The 21,683-nt window shown below is 72.4% G+C and carries 20 protein-coding genes; 9 read left to right on the top strand and 11 right to left on the bottom strand.

What is annotated here, in order from left to right; genetic code table 11:
- Window positions 1–78: 78 nt before the first annotated feature.
- Both IL992_RS16105 and IL992_RS16100 read right to left on the bottom strand, forming a co-directional pair.
- Window positions 79–2,712 carry a discoidin domain-containing protein gene (locus tag IL992_RS16105; protein WP_193204169.1) on the bottom strand — a complete coding sequence of 878 codons (2,634 nt, stop codon included), beginning with the start codon at window positions 2,710–2,712 and terminating at the stop codon, window positions 79–81.
- Between the two features lie 178 nt (window positions 2,713–2,890).
- Entirely contained in the window at window positions 2,891–4,075 is a 1,185-nt protein-coding gene (locus IL992_RS16100) for an ROK family protein (RefSeq protein WP_193204168.1), read from the bottom strand.
- 185 nt (window positions 4,076–4,260) lie between these two features.
- Here IL992_RS16100 and IL992_RS16095 point away from each other — a divergent pair, with 185 nt between their 5' ends.
- Both IL992_RS16095 and IL992_RS16090 read left to right on the top strand, forming a co-directional pair.
- Window positions 4,261–4,521 (top strand): type II toxin-antitoxin system Phd/YefM family antitoxin, encoded by a 261-nt coding sequence (locus IL992_RS16095; protein WP_139577584.1) that lies wholly within the window; start codon window positions 4,261–4,263, stop codon window positions 4,519–4,521.
- Window positions 4,506–4,913 (top strand): PIN domain-containing protein, encoded by a 408-nt coding sequence (locus tag IL992_RS16090; RefSeq protein ID WP_193204167.1) that lies wholly within the window; start codon window positions 4,506–4,508, stop codon window positions 4,911–4,913. Before IL992_RS16095 ends, IL992_RS16090 begins: the two co-directional genes overlap by 16 nt.
- Window positions 4,914–4,935: 22 nt before the next feature.
- Here IL992_RS16090 and IL992_RS16085 read toward each other — a convergent pair whose 3' ends face one another.
- The 3 genes from IL992_RS16085 to IL992_RS16075 are packed head-to-tail and all read right to left on the bottom strand — an operon-like array spanning window position 4,936 to window position 9,472.
- On the bottom strand, window positions 4,936–6,003 hold the full coding sequence (locus IL992_RS16085) for a nitronate monooxygenase (RefSeq protein WP_319018587.1): 1,068 nt from the start codon (window positions 6,001–6,003) through the stop codon (window positions 4,936–4,938).
- A gap of 11 nt (window positions 6,004–6,014) precedes the next feature.
- Window positions 6,015–7,442 carry a 3-carboxy-cis,cis-muconate cycloisomerase gene (gene pcaB, locus IL992_RS16080; RefSeq protein WP_319018586.1) on the bottom strand — a complete coding sequence of 476 codons (1,428 nt, stop codon included), beginning with the start codon at window positions 7,440–7,442 and terminating at the stop codon, window positions 6,015–6,017.
- Entirely contained in the window at window positions 7,412–9,472 is a 2,061-nt protein-coding gene (locus IL992_RS16075) for an FAD/NAD(P)-binding protein (protein ID WP_193204166.1), read from the bottom strand. The genes pcaB and IL992_RS16075 overlap by 31 nt, the downstream gene beginning before the upstream one ends.
- A 99-nt stretch (window positions 9,473–9,571) precedes the next feature.
- Here IL992_RS16075 and IL992_RS16070 point away from each other — a divergent pair, with 99 nt between their 5' ends.
- On the top strand, window positions 9,572–10,510 hold the full coding sequence (locus IL992_RS16070) for a LysR family transcriptional regulator (protein WP_193204165.1): 939 nt from the start codon (window positions 9,572–9,574) through the stop codon (window positions 10,508–10,510).
- Window positions 10,511–10,535: 25 nt separating this feature from the next.
- On the opposite strand, the gene IL992_RS16065 is transcribed toward IL992_RS16070, so the two are convergent.
- Window positions 10,536–11,183, bottom strand: a complete 648-nt coding sequence (locus IL992_RS16065; RefSeq protein WP_193204164.1) for a mycothiol-dependent nitroreductase Rv2466c family protein — start codon at window positions 11,181–11,183, stop codon at window positions 10,536–10,538.
- Window positions 11,184–11,354: 171 nt separating this feature from the next.
- Between IL992_RS16065 and IL992_RS16060 the strand changes: the two genes are divergently transcribed.
- Window positions 11,355–12,149: an isocitrate lyase/PEP mutase family protein gene (locus tag IL992_RS16060; RefSeq protein ID WP_193204163.1), complete on the top strand. Its 795-nt coding sequence runs from the start codon at window positions 11,355–11,357 to the stop codon at window positions 12,147–12,149.
- A gap of 35 nt (window positions 12,150–12,184) precedes the next feature.
- On the opposite strand, the gene IL992_RS16055 is transcribed toward IL992_RS16060, so the two are convergent.
- Window positions 12,185–12,613: a TIGR03668 family PPOX class F420-dependent oxidoreductase gene (locus IL992_RS16055; protein ID WP_193204428.1), complete on the bottom strand. Its 429-nt coding sequence runs from the start codon at window positions 12,611–12,613 to the stop codon at window positions 12,185–12,187.
- A gap of 89 nt (window positions 12,614–12,702) precedes the next feature.
- On the opposite strand from IL992_RS16055, the gene IL992_RS16050 reads away from it, so the two are divergent.
- Complete coding sequence (locus IL992_RS16050) at window positions 12,703–13,122, top strand: ClpX C4-type zinc finger protein (protein WP_193204162.1); 420 nt, start codon at window positions 12,703–12,705, stop codon at window positions 13,120–13,122.
- A 6-nt stretch (window positions 13,123–13,128) separates the two neighbouring features.
- Here IL992_RS16050 and kynU read toward each other — a convergent pair whose 3' ends face one another.
- A complete protein-coding gene (gene kynU, locus IL992_RS16045) occupies window positions 13,129–14,367 on the bottom strand; it encodes a kynureninase (protein WP_193204161.1) in 1,239 nt (412 codons plus the stop codon).
- A 262-nt stretch (window positions 14,368–14,629) separates the two neighbouring features.
- On the opposite strand from kynU, the gene IL992_RS16040 reads away from it, so the two are divergent.
- Window positions 14,630–15,382: a GntR family transcriptional regulator gene (locus tag IL992_RS16040; protein ID WP_193204160.1), complete on the top strand. Its 753-nt coding sequence runs from the start codon at window positions 14,630–14,632 to the stop codon at window positions 15,380–15,382.
- Between the two features lie 114 nt (window positions 15,383–15,496).
- Complete coding sequence (locus IL992_RS16035) at window positions 15,497–15,709, top strand: hypothetical protein (protein ID WP_193204159.1); 213 nt, start codon at window positions 15,497–15,499, stop codon at window positions 15,707–15,709.
- A gap of 181 nt (window positions 15,710–15,890) precedes the next feature.
- Here IL992_RS16035 and IL992_RS16030 read toward each other — a convergent pair whose 3' ends face one another.
- Window positions 15,891–16,988 (bottom strand): hypothetical protein, encoded by a 1,098-nt coding sequence (locus IL992_RS16030; RefSeq protein ID WP_193204158.1) that lies wholly within the window; start codon window positions 16,986–16,988, stop codon window positions 15,891–15,893.
- A 152-nt stretch (window positions 16,989–17,140) separates the two neighbouring features.
- Here IL992_RS16030 and IL992_RS16025 point away from each other — a divergent pair, with 152 nt between their 5' ends.
- Entirely contained in the window at window positions 17,141–17,671 is a 531-nt protein-coding gene (locus IL992_RS16025) for a gamma carbonic anhydrase family protein (RefSeq protein ID WP_193204157.1), read from the top strand.
- On the opposite strand, the gene IL992_RS16020 is transcribed toward IL992_RS16025, so the two are convergent.
- Both IL992_RS16020 and IL992_RS16015 read right to left on the bottom strand, forming a co-directional pair.
- Entirely contained in the window at window positions 17,577–18,524 is a 948-nt protein-coding gene (locus IL992_RS16020; RefSeq protein WP_193204156.1) for an endonuclease/exonuclease/phosphatase family protein, read from the bottom strand. The two genes, IL992_RS16025 and IL992_RS16020, sit on opposite strands and share 95 nt — an antisense overlap.
- 55 nt (window positions 18,525–18,579) lie before the next feature.
- Window positions 18,580–19,824, bottom strand: coding sequence for a mannosyltransferase family protein (locus tag IL992_RS16015; protein ID WP_193204155.1), 1,245 nt, complete (start codon window positions 19,822–19,824; stop codon window positions 18,580–18,582).
- A gap of 343 nt (window positions 19,825–20,167) precedes the next feature.
- Here IL992_RS16015 and IL992_RS16010 point away from each other — a divergent pair, with 343 nt between their 5' ends.
- Window positions 20,168–21,616, top strand: coding sequence for a hypothetical protein (locus tag IL992_RS16010; protein ID WP_193204154.1), 1,449 nt, complete (start codon window positions 20,168–20,170; stop codon window positions 21,614–21,616).
- Window positions 21,617–21,683: the final 67 nt, after the last annotated feature.

The raw sequence follows: 21,683 nt of genomic DNA, 5'->3' as shown, positions 1-21,683 counted from the left end.
CACTCCCCTCGGCCGCGCGAGGCGCGGCGGGAGGCGAGGGGCCACCCGCCGCGCCCGGCTGTCAGGGGTAGCGGAGCGTCAGGGGTAGCTGACCACGTTGACCGGGACGGTGGCCGTGCCCTGGGCCGGGCCGCCCGTGTCGTTGATGACGTGGGCGATCGTGCCCACGCCGCCCAGCGACACCGTGAGCAGGTCGTGGAACTTCACGCCCGACCTGTTGGGGGCCTCGAAGCCGCGCTCGGCCACGATCGAGGGGTCGGTGCTGAAGTTGCAGTAGCTGCCCATGCCCCAGGCCTCGTGGCTGGTCACGCTGTCGGCCACCTTGTAGGCGGCGTAGCCCCGGGTCGAGCCGTTCATCCAGGACGCCTGGTTGGGCGGGTCGTAGGGCAGCTCGTTCTGGAAGAAGATCGTCTTGCCGCCCTGGCCGTTCCAGATCACCTCGTACTTCTTGTAGTGCTCGACGAACAGGCCGTACGCCGTGACGTTGTCGCCGTTGACGATCAGGCCGGTGTCGGCGGGGTTGCTGTTCCAGCCCACGCCCGCGCCGTGGTCGGCCCGCCACGCCCAGATGTGGTCGATGATCGTGTTGTTGCTGTTCACCACCAGGCTGGTCGTGGCCGAGCCGGGTCCCGCGCCGCCGATCCGGAAGAACACGTCCTGGATCGAGGTGGGGTTGGCGGCGTGGCTCGCGGAGGCGCCGTCGGGGCCGACCCGCAGCAGCACCGGTGAGTTGACCGTGCCGGCGTCGAAGAGCAGGCCGCCGATCTTCACGCCGTCGACGTCGGCCACGTTCATCGCGACGACCCCGTTGTCCGGGATCAGCGTGGCGTAGCCGAGCCCGAGGACCACCGTGTCGGCCCGGGTCACGTTCAGCGTCTGGTTGAGGTGGTAGACGCCGGGCGTGAACAGCAGGTTCAGGCCCTGGCTCAGCGCCTGGTTGAGCGTGGCGGCGCTGTCGGACGGCTTGGCGACGTAGAACTGCGTCAGCGGGATCGACGTGCCGGGGGTCGCGCCGTTCGCCCAGCTCACGCCGCTGGAGTTCGTCCGCAGCGACGGGACGAACACGCGGTAGGCGCCGCCCGCGTCCACGTACAGGTACGGCTTCTCCCGGGTGACGGGGCTGGTCGCGAGCGTCGTGTACGGCGGGTTCGGGAAGCTCTGGGCCGGAGCGCCGACGACGCCGGAGAACACCATGTTCCAGACGCCGTTGGTCCAGCCGCCGATGGTGCTGTCGCGGGTGAACCACTGCTGCTGGGAGTACGGGCCGACCGTGCCGTCGACCTTGCTGTCGGCGATGTAGCCGCCGCTGGCCCAGCCGTACCCGTTGGGGGCGAGGTTCAGCCCGCCGCGCACGTGGATCCGCCGGAACGGCGCGGCCTGGGCCACGGCCCACCGGTCGGTGCCGTTGACCGGGACGACCGCCAGGTTCTCCGCCGACCGCCAGAAGTTCTGGGTGGCGTTGCCGTTGAACCACCCGGCGTCGACGGTGATGTCACCGTTGATCGTCACGTTGTCGGGCGACTGGCCGAGACCGGCGATCGAGGTGTAGAAGCCGATCTGGGCGTTGAGGCCGCTGTAGGTGCCCGGCTTGAACAGCAGCGCGTAGCGCTGGCTGCCGAACTGGTTCGACTCCTGCTGCTTGAAGATGGTGTCGAGCGTGCTCTGGATGCTCGCGCTCGGCATCGACGGGTCGAAGACCTTCACGTTCGGCCCGAGGTCGCCGCCGCCCGGGAGATTGGGGCCGCCGTCGTCACCGCCGCCGGTGGTGTTGACGGCGAACTCCCAGAGCGAGTAGCCGTACGCCGTGGCGCGGGTGAGCCCGTACATCCGGACGTACCGGCCGGTCGCCGACACGTCGAGCGACTGCGTCCCGCTCACGCCGTTCACCGTCGCGGTCGCGTCCGACCAGGCCGAACCGTCCGGCGAGACCTGGATCGTGAACGTCTTGGCGTAGGCGGCCTCCCAGTTCAGGATCACCTTGCAGATCTGCTGCGAGCTGCCGAGATCCACCTGGATCCACTGCGGGTCGCTGAACGCGCTCGACCACCGGGTGCCGGTGTTGCCGTCGAAGGCGGCGGACGCCGGGGACGCGGCGTTCTCCGTGGAGGAGGCCGACGACGGCTTGCCCTGCGCGACGTTCGCGGTGCCGCAGGTGGTCCCGCCACCCGAGGCGACGTTGACGGCGAACTCCCAGAGCGAGTAGCCGTACGCCGTGGCGCGGGTGAGGCCGTACATTCGGACGTAGCGGCCGGTGGCCGTCAGGTCGAGCGACTGCGTCCCGCTCGCGCCGTCGACCGTGGCGGTCGCGTCCGACCAGGCCGAACCGTCGGCCGACACCTGGATCTTGAACGTCTGGGCGCGGGCGGCCTCCCAGTTGAGCACGACCCGGCAGATCTGCTGCGAGCTGCCCAGGTCCACCTGGATCCACTGCGGGTCGCTGAACGCGCTCGACCAGCGGGTGGAGGTGTCGCCGTCGAACGCGGCCGACGCCGGCGTTCCGGCGTTCTCGCTGGAGGAGGCCGACGACGGCCTGCCCTGCGCGACGTTGGTCGTGCCGCAGGCCGCCGCCGCGGCGCTGTAGGTGGCGGGGACGACGCCGGTCACGGCCGCGAAGGTCGACAGCGCGACGAGCCCGGCGGCGACCAGGCCGGAGCGTCTGCGCCGCCTGCGCAGTCGTCCGGGCGCGGGGTGAGGCGGGGAGGAGGGAGGCATGCACGTCTCCTTGGTGCGGAGCCCCTCGGGCGAGGGTTCGGGGGATGAGAGAGGTCCAGCGGCATGAGCGTGCGCCCGACACTCCCCTTATGTCAAGGCTTAGTTCACGCTCAGAAATATCTACCCGTCCGTCGCCACCGGTCACGTGCGGAGTCTTTCCGCACGGCTTGCCGCATCGTCAGCCGGCGGCGGTGATCCTGGCCACCTGGGGCGCGTTCAGGAACTCCTCCAGGACGAGCGTGGCGGCCCCCAGCGCGACCGCGTCGGGACCGAGGCGGCCCAGGACGATCGACGTCGCGGCGTACGGCTCGGCCAGCGAGTTGGCCGCGGTGGCGCGGCGGATGTCGGGCAGCAGGCTCTCGCCGAGCTGCACCCCCACCCAGCCGCCGATCACGATCTTCTCGGGGTTGATCAGGTTGACCAGGTTGGCCAGGCCGACGCCCAGGTAGGTGACGGTCTCCTCGACCACCGGGGACTTCGACGCCAGCACGCCGGCAAGGTCCTCCTCCCAGTCGCCCCGCGAGGTGACGCCCGCCCGGTCGAGGATGGCCTCGATCCCGACGTACGCCTCCAGGCAGCCGCGTCCGCCGCAGCGGCAGGGCCGTCCGTTCGCCACGATCTTCGTGTGGCCCCACTCGCCCGCGCTGCTGCTGACCCCGCGGAACGTGGTGCCGTCGGCCACGATCGTCGCGCCCACCCCCACGCCGAGCAGCACGATGACCGCCTCCGAGGCGCCCCGGCCCGAGCCGAACCACAACTCGGCCTGGCCCATCGTCTTGGCGCCGTTGTCCACGTACAGCGGGAGCGAGGTCCCGCGCCGCAGGAGCGCTCCAAGCGGAACGCCGTCCCAGCCGAAGGTCTTGGCGTGGATGACGCCGTCGGCGCCCGGCTCGACGATGCCGGGAACCCCCACGCCGATGCCGAGCACCTGCTCGGGGGACACGCCCGCGTCCGACAACACGACCTCGACCCCCGCGAGGATGTGCCGGGCGACCAGTTCGGGGTCGTGGCGGGCCGGCCGCAGCATGTAGTCCACCTTGGCCCGCTCGGTCATCTCCAGGTCGAACAACCCCACCCGGACGTGCGTCTCGGCCACGTCGACGCCCACCGCGAAGCCGTACTCGGGGTTGACCCGCAGCAGCACGCGGGGCCGGCCGCCGTCGGACTCCACCTGGCCGGCCTCGACGACGATGTTCTCGCCCAGCAGGTCGGCGGTCATCGTGCTGACCGTGGCGGCGCTCAGGCCGGTGCTCGCGGTGAGGTCGTTGCGGCTGGTCGGGCCGGAGAAGTACAGCGCGCGCAGCAACACGGCCCGGTTGCCTCTGCGGATGTCCCGTACCGTCCTGCGCTGAGGCCTCGCCATGACCACCCTCCCCGTCGCGACACGGTCATCTTAGTTCAGGGGCGAAAACAAGCGCCTGCGCCCTCCGTCGGCCTCTTCACGGTCGCATCTCCGGGTTACCCGCCCATTAAGCCGCCGTATCGCCCGCCCTTCTTTCGACCTTGAACCAAACAGCATCGGGGCACGTTCTCAGATAATCTGATCGCATGAAGGTAATGACCGCCACCGAGGCCTCGCGCAACTTCGCGGCCGTGCTGGACGAGGCCGAACATGGGGAGACGATAGTCGTGACCCGCGGAGGCAAACGGATCGCGGTGATCGGTCCCGCACCCGTCGCGCCGGGCCGCATGGTGAAGGCGTTCCTGGCCAGAAGCGCCGGAACCCTCGACGCGGAGTTCGAGGCCGACGTCGCGGCAGCGCGAGAGAGCCTCCGCGACGAGATGAGGAACACGTGGCCCGACGCCTGATTCTCGACACCGGCGTCCTGATCGCGGCGGAGCGAGGCAAAGCCGAGGTGGACTCCGTCATTGAAGACGCCGACGACGTGGCCGTCGCCGCGATCACCATCGCCGAGTTACTCGTCGGCGTGGAACTGGCCGATGCGGCACGACGTCCGGCGCGACAGGCGTTCGTGGACCAGGTCCTCGCGCTGATCCCTGTCGAGGAGTACACAACCGACGTCGCCAGGGTCCACGCGCGTCTGATGGCACATGTGCGGCGTGAGGGCAAGACGCGCGGAGCCTACGACCTGCTGATCGCGGCGACGGCGGCGGCCACCGCACGGACCGTGGTCACGATGGACTCGTCCGCGGCCTTCGACGATCTGCCGGGCGTGCGGGCGCAGGTCCTGCCCCGCTGATCGCCGGCAGCGCGCGTGGCGGTCAGGCGCGGGCGGTGGCGAGTTCCTTCATGAGGGCCTCGACGAGGGCGGCGGCGGGGAGGTCGCGGCAGCGGCGGTATCCCCGGCCGCACCACAGAGCCATCGCCTCGGGGTCGCCGTGCTCCGCGGCCGCCCGGCGCAGCCCCTTCGTCAGGTGGTGCACCTGCGGGTAGCACGCGGGCGCCGACGCCTCGTGCTCGGCCATGAAGCGGTTGGCCAGGCCGCGCGCCGTACGTCCGGAGAAGGCCCGGGTGAACGCGGTGCGGGTGAACCGGGGATCGGCGAGGGCGGCCTTGTGCACGGGGTGCGCCCCGCTCTCCGGGGTGCGCAGGAACGCGGTGCCCAGTTGCGCCGCGACCGCGCCCGCGGCGAGGACGGCGGCGACGTCCGCGCCGTCCATGATCCCTCCGGCGGCCACGAGCGGCACGTCGGTCGCCTCCCGTACGAGGGCCACCAGCTCCGGCAGGTCGTCGGGAGCCTCCCAGGAGGGAGGCGCGGGCAGGAAGGCCGCCTGGTGCCCGCCCGCTCCGGAGCTCTGGACGACCACGGCGTCGGCGCCGGCCTCGGCCGCCGCTACCGCCTCCCACGGGGTGTTCACCATGATCATGATCACGGCACCGGCGTCGTGGAGGCGGGCCGTCACCTCGGGCGGCGGGCAGCCGAAGGTGAAACCGGCCACCGGCACCCGTTCGTCCACCAGCAGGTCGATCTTGGCGTCCCACTCGTCGTCGTCCCACGCGGGGGCCTCCGGCAGCGTCACGCCGTACCGCTCGGCCTCGGGGGCGAGCTCGTCGCGATAGCGGGCCACCGCCGCGGCATCACGCGGCTCCTCCCGGACGACCTCGAAGTCGGGGACGAAGACGCTCACCCCGAACGGCCGGTCCGTACGCTCACGCACCGCCGCGATCTCCCGGCGCACGTCCCGCGCCGTACGGTAGCCCGCCGCGAGGAACCCGAGGCCGCCCGCCCCGGACACCGCCGCCGCCAGAGCAGGGGTGGATCCGCCGCCCGCCATGGGGGCCTGGATGATCGGGCTCGACGGCCCGAAGGGAAGGACGTGACCGGTCACGCGAGACCTCCTCACTCGTCTGGACAGCAGCGTAGAACGCGGTCGACGAGTGCTCCGGCGGCCCCCGTGTACTCGGCGGGGTCGAACAGCCCGGCCAGGTCCAGCCCCCGGGGCACGGGCAGGAGTTCCTCCAGCACCTCGGCGACGGGGCGCCCGGACGCGGCCGCGACCGCGGACGCCTCCCCGAGCAGCCGCTTGGCGGTGCCCTTCCCCAGGACCGGCGCGAGCACGGCGGCCGCCCGTTCCGTGACGGTCAGGCTGCCGGTGAGCGCGAGGTTGGCCCGCATGCGCTCGGGAAACGCCACGAGACCCTCGGCCAGTTCGGCGGTCACGGCGGCGGCCCCGCCGACCAGCCTCAGGCTCTCGCGCAGCGGCTGCCACTCGGCGTGCCAGGCGCCCGCGGGCCGTTCGTCCTCGGCGAGCAGGCACTGGTGGAGACTCGCGGCGAGCGCGGGCACCTGGATCGCCGCCGACCGGACGAGGGTGGCGAGGACCGGGTTGCGCTTGTGCGGCATCGCCGACGACACGCCCCGGCCGGGGGCGGCCGGCTCCACGACCTCGGCCACCTCGGTGCGTGACAGCGACTGCACGTCCACGGCGATCTTCCCGAGCATCCCCGACGTGAGGGCCAGCGCCCCGGCGAGGTCGGCGATCGGGATCCGCAGGACGTGCCAGGGGACCACCGGCTCGGCCAGCCCCACCTCGGCGGCGAACGCGGCGATCAGCCGCTCCGGGTACGCCTCGGGGTCGGGCACCCCGGCGATCCGCGCGTACTCCACGTAGCCGGCCAGCGTGCCGGCCGCACCGCCGAGCTCGGCCGGCAGTTCCGCGCGCACCCGGCGCAGCCGCACCACGGCGGCCTGTACGGCGTGCAGCCACCCGGCGGCCTTCAGGCCGAACGTGGTGGGCACCGCCTGCTGGGTCAGCGTGCGGCCCGGCATCAGCGTGTCGCGGTGCCGCGCGGCGAGCTCCGCGAGCGCGGTCGCGGCCCGGTCCAGGTCGGCGGTGACCAGGTCGAGGGTCCGGGCGGCCACCAGCATGGCGGCCGTGTCCATGATGTCCTGGCTCGTGGAGCCGCGGTGCACGTATTCGGCCGCGGCCGGGTCCACCACCGCCACGGCGGCCGTCAGGTCCTCGACCAGCGCCACGACGGGGTTGGCCGCCTCACGGGCGCGCAGGGCCAGGGCCGCCAGGTCGAGGCCGCCCGCCTGCGCCACCTTGCCGATCGTCTCCGCGGCCGCCGTCGGGACCACCCCCAGCCGGGCCTGCGCGCGGACCAGGGCGGCCTCCGCGTCGAGCATCGCGCGCAGCCACGCGCCGTCGCCGGTCGCCCGCTCCGCCGCCGAGCCCACCCGGACCGGAGACAGCAGGCCCAGATCCAGGTCACTGCCCTGGTCGGCACCCGAGCTCATCGGACGCCCGCCCGCGACGCGTCGCACGAGCCTCCGAAACCAGAGGCGGCGAGAGCCGTACGCGGTCCGGCGGACACGCGGGCGGCACGGCGGCGGCTCGGAAGGGCCCGCGCGGGCGTCAGCGCGAGGACGCTGCGGGCGATGGCGTCGGAGTCGCCCAGGATCACGGAGTTCACCCCCGGCCGCACGCCCGCGGCCGTCACCCAGTGGACCGACTCCGTGGGCACGCCGTACGCGAAGCGGCGCGGGTGGGCCCGGCCGTCGGCGTCCAGGAGCCGGTAGGGCCGACGGGTGACCGCGAGACCGCCCGTCTCGTGGCCGTCCTCGCCGCGCCGCCCGCCGATCACGTACGCCCGGCACTGGCCGGTGCCGAGCAGGTGGCGCAGCAAGGGGTCGGCCGTGCGGCGCAGGTCGATCTCGGGCAGGCGCGCCTCGACGAGCACCCTGGCCCGCACGGCGGAGCCCGGCACGGCGGCCGACTCGGCCTCGAATGCGCCGTCACGGGCGTGCACCCGCATGTCGGGGCCGACGACGGTGAGCACGCCCGCCTCGATGAGCGCGATCATCTGCTCGACCCGCTCGGCCGGCGGCCCGATGGACAGGAAGGCGTTGAGCGGCGTGTACCACCGGTCGAGGTCGTCGCGGTGCGACCGCCCGGTGAGCCCGCCGTGGTCGACCACCTGCCTGACCTCGTTGCGCAGGTCGCGCAGCACGTCGAGGGCGGCCTTCAGCGGCCCGCTGACGTTGCCCTCGCGGGCCTGCGCCAGGTCGGTGCGCAGATAGGCGGTCAGCCACTCGTGGAAGTCGTCCGGTCCGCTGAAACCGATCCCCCGGTACGGCTCGGCCACACGCTCCCAGTCCCACCGCAGCGCCGGGCCGATGCCGAAGGCGTCCAGCACCATGGCCTCCCCGGCGTCACCCCAGGCGTGGGGGAGGTAGGCGGTGCGGAAGCGGCCGGCCATGCATTCGCAATCCCGCCGCGCCAGGAGGGTGGCGTAGTAGACGGTCTCCACCTCCTTGGCGATCAGCGGCCACAGGTCGGCGCGGAAGTCGAGCCCGCCTCGGGCGGCCGAGCGCGCGGCCAGCGACTCGATCCTGCTCGGCGTGAGCACCAGCGGCTCGTGCCTGCCCTCGACACCCTTCTGGTTCTCCCCCCTGGACTGGTACGGGATGCCCCGGCGCGATCCGGCGTACAGGCGGGGCTCGCGGCCGGAGGGCCGGTAGACGAGCCGGCCCGCCTCACCGCGCTCGAACCGGCCGCCGCGCCCGAGCGTCAGCAGGGCCATATGGTCGAAGAAGTTGAGCCCGAGCCCGCGGAGCACCACCGCCTCCCCCGGCCGCACCCTGCTCATATCGGTGCTCAGGTCGGCGTCGGCGGGGTTGGCGGGCGGCACGTGGACAAGGCCGTGGGCGGCGGCGTACGCGGCCGCCTCCCGCTCGGCGGCCGACGGCTCGACCGGCAGGTGCCCCTGGGCCAGGACCACCGCGTCGAGCGAGCCGAGCACGGTGCCGTCCTCGAGCACCACCCGCTGCGCGCCGGTGCCGGGCACGTCGTCGAGCGCGGTCGCCCGCGTGGCGTGCACCCGCACCTCCACCTGCCGGGGCGCCCGCGCGACCACCCGCTCGAACACCCAGCGCAGGTAGCGGCCGTAGAAGGCGCGGGTGGGATAGGTGTCGGGCCCGAGCCGCCGCGCCTCAGCGAGCACGTCCTCGGCGACGCCCTCGGGCGAGAGCCCGCTGTCCGCGAAGAGCACCAGGTGCCGGGCCCACTCGTACAGGCTGGGGCCCGTCTCCAGCGGCCCCCGGATGTCGACGCTGGGATCGGTGAAGAGCGTGACCTGCGAGGCGACGGTGTTCATGAGCAACTGGCCCGGCTGGTCGGTGCGCCACACCTGCCCGGCTCCCGGCGGGTACGGATCCACGACGTGCAGCAGGACGCGCGCCCGCGGCGGCAGCCGCCGCGCGTTGGCGCACAGCCGCTCGATCACCGACATCCCGCGCGGCCCCGCTCCGATCACGCACACCTCGAACGGCCGGGTCGGTCGTGTTGTGGTCATCCGCTCCTCCAGTTCCCCTCGGGTCGTGAGTCGAGGATGCGGGAGCGGAGCCTTCGTGAGGTATGTCACATTTGGCGAGGCGGTGTTAAGCATTGCTTCATGCACGATGTGACGCGCCTCGCGGCGCTGGTGGCGGTCGCCGAGGCCGGTTCGATCACCCGGGCCGCCGCCCGTCTCGGTTACACGCCGCCCGCGCTGTCGCAGCAGATCGCCAAGCTGGAGCGGGAGGCGGGAGCCGTACTCGTGATCCGCCACCGCCGCGGCGCCACGCTCACGGCGGCGGGCGAGCTGCTGGTGGAGCACGCCCGGCGGGTGCTCGACGAGCTGGAACGGGCCCGGCACGGCCTGGCCGCGCTCGCCGGCCTGTCCGGCGGCCACATCACGATCGGCACGTTCACGACCGCCGGCATCCACCTGTTGCCGCCGGTCCTCGCGGCGTTCCGGCGGGCTCACCCCGCCGTGGAGGTGAATGTGAGGGAGTACGAACCGCCGTCCGGGCTGCCCGCGCTGGCGGCGGGCGAAGCGGATCTCGTGCTCACGCACACCTACGAACATCAGCCCGCCCCCGCGTCGCCCTCGGGGGTCACCGTCGAGGCGCTGCTGGTGGAGGAGCTGGTGCTGGTGGCCGCCCCCGGGCACGCGCTCACCGATTCGGCCGAGCCGCTGCCGTGGCCGGAGCTCGCCGGCCGGCCGCTGATCAGCGGCTCGCGCGGGCTGGCCAACCGGGAGGCGCTCGAGGCGCTTTTCCGCCGCGAGGGGCTGACGCCGCCCGTCGTGGCGTACGAGACGGGCAACTACGGCATGTCGTGCGCCCTGGCCAGCGGGGGCATGGGCCTCGCCCTCGTGCCGAGGACCGTGGCCGAGCTGGCGGAAAACCCCCTCGGCGTACGGCGGCTCGCCCCGCCGGGCCTGCACCGGACGATCAGCCTGGCCAGGCGGTCCGACGACAGGTCCCCCGCGCTGGTGACCATGCGTTCGCTGTTCAGGAGCACGGGCAAGGCGGCGCCCCGGCGGCCCCCCGAGGAGCCGCCGAGGTGAGAGGCGCCGCCCGGCCGCGAGTGTGTCAGTCGAATTCGGGGTCGGTGTTGCGGCTGCGCTTCATCTCGTAGAAGTAGGGGAACTTCGCCATGGCGACGGCGCCGTCGAAGATGCGAGCGGCCTCCTCGCCCCGCGGGATGCGGGTCATCACCGGGCCGAAGAACGCCACGCCGTCGATGTGGATCGTGGGGGTGCCCACCTCGTCGCCGACCGGGTCCATGCCCTCGTGGTGCATCCGGCGCAGGGCCTCGTCGTACTCGTCGGTGCCGGCGGCGTCGGCCAGTTCGACCGGCAACCCGACCTCGGCGAGCGCCTCCTTGGCCACGACCCCGTAGTCCTTGTTGTCCTGGTTGTGGATGCGGGTGCCCATCGCGGTGTACAGGTCGCGCAGCACGCCCTCGCCGTGGTGCTGCGCGGCGGCGATGCACACCCGGACCGGGCCGCGCCACCTGGGCACCGCCTCACGATAGAAGTCGGACAGGTCCTTCTTGTTCTCGTTCAGCACGGAAAGGCTCATCACCCGGAACCGCAGGTCGATGTCGCGCTGCTTCTCGACCTCCAGGATCCACCGCGAGGTGACCCACGCGAAGGGGCAGACGGGGTCGAAGTAGAAGTCCACTCGGGGACGGCTGTCCGCCCCGGCCTGGTCGGCGGCGCTGTCGATGTCGCTCATGAAACTCTCCTGACGAGGTGGGGTCGGGGGATCGGGGGGCCGGTTTCGCGAGCGTATCCAATGGCAGGAGCGCCGCGACACCAGAGTCGACCCCTCAAATCAGGACCGGTTTCCCCTCATTTCCGGTCAATGGCTGGCGTTCTTGCCTGCCGGGCTCTCTAGGGTGTCCTCGTGACTGAGTTCCACGAGAAGCCGGCGATCCACGAGAAGGCGGCGGCCCTGCGGGCGCTCCACGTGCCCGGCGACCCCGTCGTGCTGCCCAACGCCTGGGACGCCGCGTCGGCGCGCGCCGTCGAAGCGGCGGGATTCCCCGCGGTCGCCACCGGAAGCGCCGCCGTCGCCGCCGTCCTGGGCTACGAGGACGGGCAGGACACGCCGGTGGACGAGATGTTCGCGGCCGTGGCCCGCATCGCCCGGACCGTGGCCGTCCCCGTCACCGCCGACGTCGAGCGCGGCTACGGCCTGGAGCCCGCCGAACTCGTCGAACGGCTCGCCGCCGCGGGCGCCGCGGGCTGCAACCTGGAGGACTCCGACCCGGCGACCGGAGCGCTGATCGACCCCGGTGAGCAGGCGGACTTCCTGGCCGCCGTACGGGCGGCGGCGGCCGAGGCCGGGACCGGCCTCGTGATCAACGCCCGCGTGGACACCTTCATCCACGGCTCGGGGACCCCCGGCGAGAGGCTCGCGGAGGCGCTCGACCGGGGCGGCCGTTATCTCAAGGCCGGCGCCGACTGCGTCTACCCGATCCTCGCGAGCGACCCCGAGGTGATCGGCGCGCTCGCCCGGGAGATCGGCGGCCCGATCAACGTGCTGTTCCGGCCCGGCGTGCCGGCCATCCGCGACCTCGCGGCCCTCGGCGTCGCCAGGGTCAGCTTCGGTCCCGGCATCCACCGCGCCGCCCAGGCGTTCACGGCCCGCATGCTCGACACCATCGCCCGGGGAGACGACCCCTTCCCGGCCGCCTGACCACGCCTTTCCTGGCTACACCTCGGCCTTTCCCGCTACACCTCGCCGTACGACCAGCCCGACCAGCGCTCGACCCGGACGAGGATCGCGGGCCCGGCCGGGGGACGCTCGCGATACTGGGCGTACTTGCGCACCAGCCACGCCACGGCCCGCTCACGCTCGGCGCCGCCCTCCACGACGTGGGCGTGCCCGTCGGCGCGCACCCACCACAGCCGTTCCCAGTCGTCCTCGTAGTGGTCGGCCAGCAGGCAGACGCGGGGATTGTCGCGGATGTCGCGCAATCGCCGGAGGTCGGTGGTGGCCTTCGGCTTGTGGTCCACCGCCGTCACCACGGTGTCCTTCTCACCGTCCCGCAGCACGGCGAACGTGACCGGGACGAGCCGCGGCGCGCCCTCGGCTCCTGCCGTCGCGAGGCGGGCCACCCGGGCCGCCGCGAACAGCTCCCGCGCCCGCCCCTCGGGCATTCTCACCGGCCCAGCCTACGCAGCGTGAGCCCCCGGTCGCGCCCCGGGCGCGCTTGATCGTCTTTGTACGGCGGCCTATGGTGTCCGCCATGGAGGCATCTGAGTTACTCGAGCGAGCCCGCTCGCGCGCATCCGACCCCGAAGACCCCCTGGAAATCCTGTCCGCCGCGATCGCTCTGTGCCGCGAACTGCCCGGCGAACCGGGCGGCGAGGTGGACGTCCTGCTCGACCTCGCGGTGTGCCGGGCCCGTGAGGCCGGCGCGTCCTGGACCGCCATCGGTGAGCGGTTCGGGTACATCAGGCGGGGCACGCGCAGGCGCTTCACGCCCGCCTTCGCCCACCGGCACCTGGTCAACCGCCGCATGAAGCGCGACGCCGCCTGCTCCTTCTGCCGCAGGCCGCCAGGCCCGCGCGTCCACATGGTCCACGGCGAGGGCGGGCGCATCTGCGACCGCTGCGTGGCACTGGCCGGGGACATCGTCGCCGGGCTGGCCCGCCGCGGCCGTTGACGCAGGTCAGGTGACGGTGAGCCGTCGCGCGTAGCGCTCGTCCCGCCACAGCTCCTCGCCGAGCACCTCGGCCAGCGCCGTCGCCGCGTCGTACACGTCGACGTAGCGCAGGTACAGCGGGGCGAAGCCGAAACGGACGAAGTCCGGTTCGCGGTAGTCACCCACCACCCCCCGGTCCGCGAGCGCGCGCACCACGGGGTAACCCTGCGGGTGAAGGTAGCTGACCTGGCTTCCCCGCCGCTCCGGGTCGCGCGGGGTGGCCAGGGTCAGCCCGAGCCCCGGATCGACGAGATCGTCGAGCAGATCGATGAACAGCGAGGTCAGGGCCAGGCTCTTGGCTCTGACCTCGTTCAGATCCACCCGCTCCCAGATGTCGAGGGACGCGTTCAGCGCGGCGTACGACAGGATCGGCGGGCTGCCCGTGGCGAAACGGCGCACACCGGGCGCGGGGCGGTAGTGAGGTTCGAAGTCGAAGGGCGCGGCGTGGCCGTGCCAGCCCGACAGCACGTTGTGGACGGCGTCCTGGTGGCGCGGCGCGACGTACAGGTAGGCGGGGGCGCCGGGCCCGCCGTTCAGGTACTTGTAGGTGCAGCCGACGGCGAAGTCCGCCTCGCCCACCCGCACGGGCAGCGCCCCGGCGCTGTGGCACAGGTCCCAGACCATGAGCGCGCCGGCCGCCCGGACCAGCTCCGTCACCGCCGCTATGTCCCTGGCCGCACCGGTCCGGTAGTCCACGTGCGACAGCAGCACGAGCGCGACGTCCTCGCCGAGGGCGTCCTCCAGCGAACGGCCGGCCTCGCCGATGTCCCGGATCTCGTACGCGCCGAGCGCCCGGGCGGCGCCCTCCACCACGTACCGGTCGGTGGGGAAGTTGTCGAGGTCGGAGACGATCACACGGCGGCCGGGACGCAGCGGAAGGGCGGCCGTGACCACCTTGAAGATGTTCACCGAGGTGGAGTCGCCGGCCAGCACGTCGCCGGGGCGCGCGCCGATCAGCGGCGCGATGCGGTCGCCGGTGCTCTGCGGCATGTCCCACCAGCCGGCCGTGTTCCAGCTCGCCCCGAGATGCACCCCCCACTCGGTCTCGACCGTGTGGGCCACCCGTTCCGGCGTACGCCTGGGCAGCGCGCCGAGCGAGTTGCCCAGCAGGTAGACGACCCCCGGAGGCAGCGAGAACTCGTCCCGGAACCCCCCGAGCGGGTCCTTGACGTCGAGGTCCTGGCATTCGGCACGGCTGAGAACCATCGGCAACTCCTTCGTCACCGCATTATGTACCGAAATATCCGATCTTGTCGTGATGGCGATGACGGAGCGTTCCCGGTGCCGGCAATACCGGAGGGGACCGTTCCACGGTAGCGGACGGCTATAACCCCCAGAGATCGCCACACCGGCACGATCAGCTCAAAGTAAGCACAAGACGCACCCAAGACTCTGTGCGATCGTGGACAAGACGGGGCAAGTTCTCTGGAGACGCCAAACCCCCGTTGGTGACAGAGGGTGATCAAACGTGACGGAAAGCCCGGTGCATCACGAGTCCCCGATCTATCGCCGCATCGCCGACCGGCTGCGCGAACAGATCCTGTCCGGAGCGCTCGGTGATGGGGACCGGCTACCGGGCGAAAACGCGCTCATGAAAGAGCACGGCGTCGCACGGGCCACGGCACGGCAGGCGCTCGCCGTGCTGATCAACGAAGGGCTGGCCGTGCCGAAGCGGGGATCGGGCGTGTACGTGCGCCTGTTTCGCCCCATCCGCCGCCACGGATCCCGCCGGCTCTCCCGGGAGCAGTGGGCCCAGGGCCTGGCCATCTGGGACTCCGACACCCGGGGGCGGTCGTACGTCGTGGACGAGGTGACCATCCTGCGCGAGCCGGCGAGCGAGCAGATCGCCCGCGTGCTGGGCACCGGCGAGGTGTGGGTGCGCCGGCGCCGCTACTCGGTGGACGGCCGTCCGGTTCAGCTCGCGGCCTCCCACTTTCCCGCCGATCTCGTGGAGGGTACGGCGGTCGTCCTGCCCGACACGGGTCCCGGCGGCGTGTACGCCCGGCTGGGCGAACTCGGCCGGCCTCCCGTCCACTTCAGCGAGGAGGTGCGGGCGCGGATGCCGCTGCCCGGGGAGGCCGAGTCGCTGAACCTTCCGGCCGGCACGCCGGTGATCTCCGTCACCCGGGTGGCCTTCGCGGAAGGGGGCGTGCCGGTCGAGGTCAACGAGATGATCCTGGACGCGGCGTCGTATGTACTCCAGTACGACTTCGACGCCTAGGTCAAGAGGCAAGGTTGACCTGACTATCCCGATCATTGATTTCTCTAGAGATGTCCCGCACCTTGAGGAGGAGACGTCAAGAACACCGGGCATACGGCGAGGGAAGGTGTACGGATGTCCTTGGACCGACGCCTCGCCGAGATCGCCCGGGAGTTCCCGGAGTGGACGATCTGGCGGAGTGACGCGGGCCGGTGGTGGGCGACTCGGCACCACCCGCTCACCTCGGCGCAGCGGACGGCGGGATGCGCGATGACCATCGACGCCGACGAGCCCGACGGACTGCGTGAGCTGTTGCGCGAGCAGGAGGCCCGCTCCGCCGATCCATGAGCGCGGAAGCCCCCGACCCGATCGGGGGCGGGGGCTTCCGCTACCAGTCCTCACGTGCTCCGTCCGAAGGCGGGCCAGTCTGAGGGCCAAGCAGTGCGATCTCGAAGCCTCGCATCAGCCCGGGCACTCCGGCGCGGCCCGCCGTGCGTGAGGCATCACAGGGTCATCGGCACGGCCGGGCTCAGTTGTTGGCCACCGACTCCCCGTCCGGCAGGGCACGCCGCACGCGGCCGAGGTTGACGTCGGTGTCCTCGGGCGACGGCGTCACGTCGTGGCCGTTCTCGTGGCGTCCGTCGTCCACGATGAGGACCGCGTCGTCCTCGTCGCCGTCGATCCGCCCCTGGACGGCGACGTCATGTGCCTCGTGCCCGGACGGCGCGGCCTCCAGGGCCTGCACCGGGTCCTCGACCGGCTCGTGCTGCTGATCGTGCTGCGGATCCGGCACGCCCGCGGCGATGGCGTGCACCTGCGGCGCGGGCGGCAGCACGGCGGCCTCGTCGATCAGCGGGCCGGCCGCGGCCTCGCGGTGCATCAGGTCGCCGAGCACCGAGCCGATCTCGTTGAGCCGGCGCACGACCTCCGCGTGGGTGTCGGTGAGGTAGGCCACCCGGCGGCCGGTGTGCTCGTCCAGCGCGTTCACCCGCTGCTGCGCCGCCGCGAGCATGGCCTCGGCCTGCCCGCGCGCCTCGGTGAGCAGCCGCTCCGCCTCCATCCGGGCGACGGTGAGCTGCCGCTCCCCCTCGGCGCGGGCGGAGCGCAGGGTCTCCTCCGCCTCGGCGCGGGCCGTGCCCAGCGTCTCCTCCGCGTCCGCGCCCGCCTGCGCCAGCAGCCGCTCCGCCGTGGCGGTGGCGTCGGCGACGCGGCGCTCGGCCTCCTCCTGGGCGGCGGCCCTGATCGCGTCGGCCTGCTCACGCGCCGACGTCACCAGCCGTTCGGCCTCGGCCGCCGAGGTCTCGCGCAGCATCCTGGCCTCCGCCTCGGACGCCTCCTTGTTGGCCGCCGCCTCCTCCTGCGCCAGCTTGAGTATCTGGCTCAGCCGCTCCCCCAGCTCGTCGGGGTTCTGCGGCGACTCCGCCATCCGCCGCCGCGCCTCGGCCAGCTCCAGGCGGCTCTGCTCCGCCTGGTCGATCGTGCGTGCGAGCCGTTCCTCCAGGTCCCGGATCTGGTTGCGGGTCCGGACCATGTAGTCGTGGACCTGCCTGCGGCTGTACCCACGCATCACGACTTCGAAGGAGTCGTCACTCATCAGGTCGGGGAAGTTGTCGGTCTGATTCGTCATGAGAAACCCTGGGGTTGGAGATAACGACGGTAACGCAGCCAGGACACGACTTTCCTGCTATCCGTCGCACATCGCAACCTGAACGCCCCAGGCGGCCGGCGAAACCGGAGGCCGCACCGAGCCCGGCACGGAGCTCATGGGATCATGGCCCTATGCCGTACATCGCCGACCTGGACGACGACGCCACGCCGATCATCAATCCCGAGGCATGGGTGGCTCCGGGGGCGGTGGTCGTCGGGAGGGTGCGGCTCGGACGTGGCGCGAACGTCTGGTACGGCTCTGTGCTCCGCGGTGACGACGAGCGCATCGAGGTCGGCGACGAGGTCAACATCCAGGACCTGTGCTGCCTGCACGCCGACCCCGGCGAGCCGGCGATCCTGGAAGACCGGGTGAGCCTCGGCCACCGGGCGATGGTGCACGGCGCGCACGTCGAGACCGGCGCCCTCGTGGGCATCGGGGCGGTGGTGCTCGGCGGGGCGGTCGTCGGGGCCGGGTCCCTGATCGCGGCCGGGGCCGTCGTGCCGCCCGGCCGCCGCATCCCGGCGGGCGTGCTGGTCGCGGGCGTGCCGGGGAAGGTCGTCCGTGAACTCACCGACGACGACCGCGCCTCCTTCGCGCGTACGCCGGACAACTACCTCGCCAAGGCCCGCCGTCACGCCGCGGCCTCGGTTCGGTCCCGATGAGCGTGCCGGCCAGCGCCAGGTGGTCCGACAGCTCCGGGTCGGTCCTGATGACCTCGGCTCCGCCGGGACGGTAGTCGGCCTCGGTCGCGAAGATGTAGTCGATCTTCCGGCCGCCGCGCGTGGTGGGCTCGCCGCCCCGGCGCGCGACCCCGCACGATTCGGCGTCGACCTCGGTGTATCCGCCGTCGCCCAGGCCCATGCCGTACACGTCGGTGAGCTGGTCGTGGCCGGGCTCGCGGTTGAAGTCCCCGGTGAGGATCACCGGGGCGTCCCGGGCGTACGCCGACACCAGTCCGGTGACCTGCCGCGGGGTCTCGGTGTCGGAGATGTGGGTCACGCAGCAGACCGAGCGGCGCGGGCCGACCCGGCCCGTGGCGCAGAGCAGGCCGCGCGGGTGGATCGTCCCGCCGGGCACGGCCGGGGCGTGGTCGGCGCGCAGCAGCCGCCGCAGCGGCGGGCCCTCGGCGCCGTTCTTCAACGCCAGCGCCATGCCGAAGGTCTTGCCGTCCGGCGGGGCCGTGTCCGGGGTCAGGTCGCTCCACAGGGCGCGGCACCGGTCCTCGCGGCCCGGCCCGCCGCCCTTGGCGTAGCCATACCAGACCAGGCGATAGCCGGGCAGCTCACGCCGGAGCAGGCCCACCTGGGCGTAGCACATCTCGGTGAACGAGGCGACGTCCACGTCCCTGGACCGGATCAGCGCGGAGACCTGCCCGGCCCAGGTCCTGCGGCGCTGGGGCGTGAGGTCATGTACGCAGGTGCCGGCGCTGTTGCCCGCCGCGCAGACGTTGTAGGTGAGGACGTTCACCCGGTAGGTGTCGGCGACCGGTGGCAGACTGGCCACCACAAGCGCCACAATCGCCACTCCTGCGACAAGTGCCCCCATACGTGGCGAAGCTAGTCAGAGGTGATCAACCAATCCAGGCGCCTGTGGTGAAATTTCCGACATTGATTGCCCACACCGGTGCGGCGACCGAGAGGTAAGCCATCATGACCCAGGGCCTTCGGCTGCCGACGACGCCGACTGAGATGTAGAGCGGCCACCACAGCAGCGACGCCCGGCCCACCGACATGTAGAACGACGACATCGCCAGCAGCGCCACCGCCTGCGGCGCCAGATAGGCGACGTCGGCCCAGTTGCGCCGGACCAGCCGCGCGACGATCAGCAGGACCAGCACGATCGCCGACAGGATCTCCTCGCGGTACGACGTCGCCAGGACGGGCTCGTTGAGCGACCTGTGCCAGGTGTCGATGAACACGTTCCAGGGCGCCGCGGGATAGCGGCCCCAATACTGCGCCTCCGCCGCCTTCCAGGCCATCAGGTCGCCGGTGCGGTGCCAGAGGTAGATCATGTAGGCCAGCACCGGCACGCCCGGCAGCACCAGCCACGGCGCGTTCCGCCATCCCTTCGGCGCACGCAGCCCGTCGCGCGAGACGAGGAACTGCACGACCAGGCCGAGGGCGAGGAAGAGCCCGGAGATGCGGATGGACGACGCGAAGGCGGCGCACACGGCCGCGGACTCCCACCGGCCCCGGCGGGCCAGCAACCACGCCGGGATGGCCAGCGCGAGGAACAGGCCCTCCGTGTAGCCGGCGAGCAGGAACACCGCGAACGGGCTGAGGAAGAACGCCAGCACGGCCCAGGGGCCGCTGCCCTCCCGATACGACTCGCTCAGCCGCGACAGCGCCACCGCCACGACGGCGCTCGCGACGAAGGAGATCAGGACGAGGGCGAGCCTCATGTCCGGGATGAACAGGTGCAGGGAGCGCAGCAGCAGCGGCAGGCCCGGGAAGAACGCGACGAGCCGCGGCGCGTCCGGGTCGTCCGGCCGGCCGTCGTAGCCGTACCGCGCGATGTCCATGAAGTTGTAGGAGTCATACCGGTTGAACCGGTCGAGGATCGCGTCCTCCGTACGGCCAGGCGCCGCGAGGATCAGGTAGACGTACGAGGCGACCTGCCAGAAGAACCAGATGAGCAGGGCCGTGCGGTCGGGCGAGTGGCTGAGCCACCACATCGCCCAGCGTCTCCGGCGCGAGTGCGGCCCCGTCTGCTCACCGGTCGCCGTCCCGCCAGAGGTGTCCACGGGCGCCATCTTCTCCGATGCCTCGTCCGCGCCCCGCTCGCGGGCGGCCCCGGCCTGCTGGATCTCCGTCACGAGCACCTATGGAATACGCCACGGCAGCCCATGCCAAGTGGCCGGCGTGTCCCGAGATACGCCTTAACCCGGAGAAATACGCATATGCACTGATCAGCGCCCCGCGACGCGTGAAACTTTCACCAACGGTCTCCACCGCACCATGCCTCCGCCGCACGCGCTCCCGCCGCCTCCGGGACCGGCGAGCTACCATCGGATCCAGCGAGGGGACCACCGGAGTTCGTCCCGGCATACGTGTGCCCCGGAGGGGGCATCGGTCAGTGCCTGGCCGTCGTCTACTCCGGCTGCCTCAACCGGGAGAGCGAGAAGCCGTCCTCTCCGGAGGACGGAGGAGCACTGCCGCGTGTACTGGGACGGTTTCACGACGATGGAGCGCGACGTGCGCGCCGTCGTCGGCGACCCCCGGTGGACGCTGCTCCCCCCGGTCACCCGGGCGCACACCCTGGCCCAGCGGGCGCTGGTCACGCCGGACGGCGCCCGGTGGCTGTTCGGCGCGCACGCCCGCTGGTATCGCCTCGACCGCGTCGACGGCCGCTGGCATCTGTCGGCGCCCCCGCTGCATCCGGCCGTCCGCTCCGGCGCACGGCCGAGCCCGCCGGGCGTGGCGATCCCGCCCGCGCTGATCCCCGCGGGTCCCGACTTCGCGTACGACCGCGGCTCCACACAGGCGTTCGTCGGCCCGGACGTCCCGCACGAGATCACCGAACGGCTCCGCGCGCTGCTGCTCGCCCACCGCGGGCTGCGCCGGGAGGACTTCCCCCTCGGCGACAGCGTCTACCAGCAGGTATTCGCCCGCGACGTGGCCGCGACGGTGGCCGCCGTGTGGGGCACGATCATGTGGTGCGCCTACGCGCCGGCGTTCGACGGCAACGAGGTCATGCTGTCGATGTTCGGCGAGTTCCTGGCCCGGCCCCTGCCCGGGGACGACTGGGTGCGCTGGCTGCCCATGGGCTCGCTCGACGCGCTCGTGGCCCTGTACGCAGAACGGATGCGCTCCGGCGCACGGGAGGCGGGCCTGCGCCTGGCCGGGCTGATGGCCGAGACCGCCACCGTGCTGCGCGCCGACCCCCGGTTCCGGCCGCGCGCCGACGCGCTGATCGCGATGGCCGAGCCGCTGCTCGGCAGCCCCTGGCTGGACCAGCACGCCATGCCCGGCGGCGCCGTACGGCAGGCCTGGCTGGCGCGCTGCCCGCCGCATCTCGTCCCGGCCACCCTCCCCGAATGGGCGCCGGGCGAGCACTTCCGGCACACCCTGTACGACCTGGTCGAGGCCCTGGGATACACGGCCGCGCGCGGGATGGATCCGCGGGCCGTGGCGGCCTCGCTGCTCGCCGCCGACCTGGCGGGCGTGTGCGGCGTGTCCGAGCCCGCCTGGGCGGCGCCGGGCAGCTCACGCACCGCGCAGGTGGTCACCGCGCTCTACCCGTGGATGGACGACGAACTCCGGCAGGCCCTCTATCTCGCGCTCGCCGAGCCCACCCACCCGCTGCGGGGCTGCTGGCCGGCCGGCGGCGAACTGCCGCCCGGGCTGATCCCGCCCGACCGCGAGACGGCCGCCGCCCTGCTCGGCTCCGCGTACGCGACCGGCCTGGCCTGGTGCGCCCTGACCGGCACGCCCGCGCCGCCCCAGGGCTTCGCGGTATGCTCCGCGGTCGTCAAGTGCCTGATCCACCAGCGGGACGACCCACGCCCGCAGGAGGCGGCGGAGCGGCGCAAGCCCGACCTGGACGAGTCCGGTGGTTGGCTGTTCGAAACATCCAATTCGGATATTTCGTCCTTACCTCCGCTTTAGCAATCCCTTCCCCTCATCACCGTCTTTTTCATCGAATTGTGATCTCAGTATCGGGGAAATGGTCCCG

Origin of the sequence: Microbispora sitophila (genome assembly GCF_014892245.1) — a bacterium.
GTDB classification, from domain to species: domain Bacteria; phylum Actinomycetota; class Actinomycetes; order Streptosporangiales; family Streptosporangiaceae; genus Microbispora; species Microbispora siamensis.
This window is presented reverse-complemented; position numbering and strand designations above follow the sequence as displayed.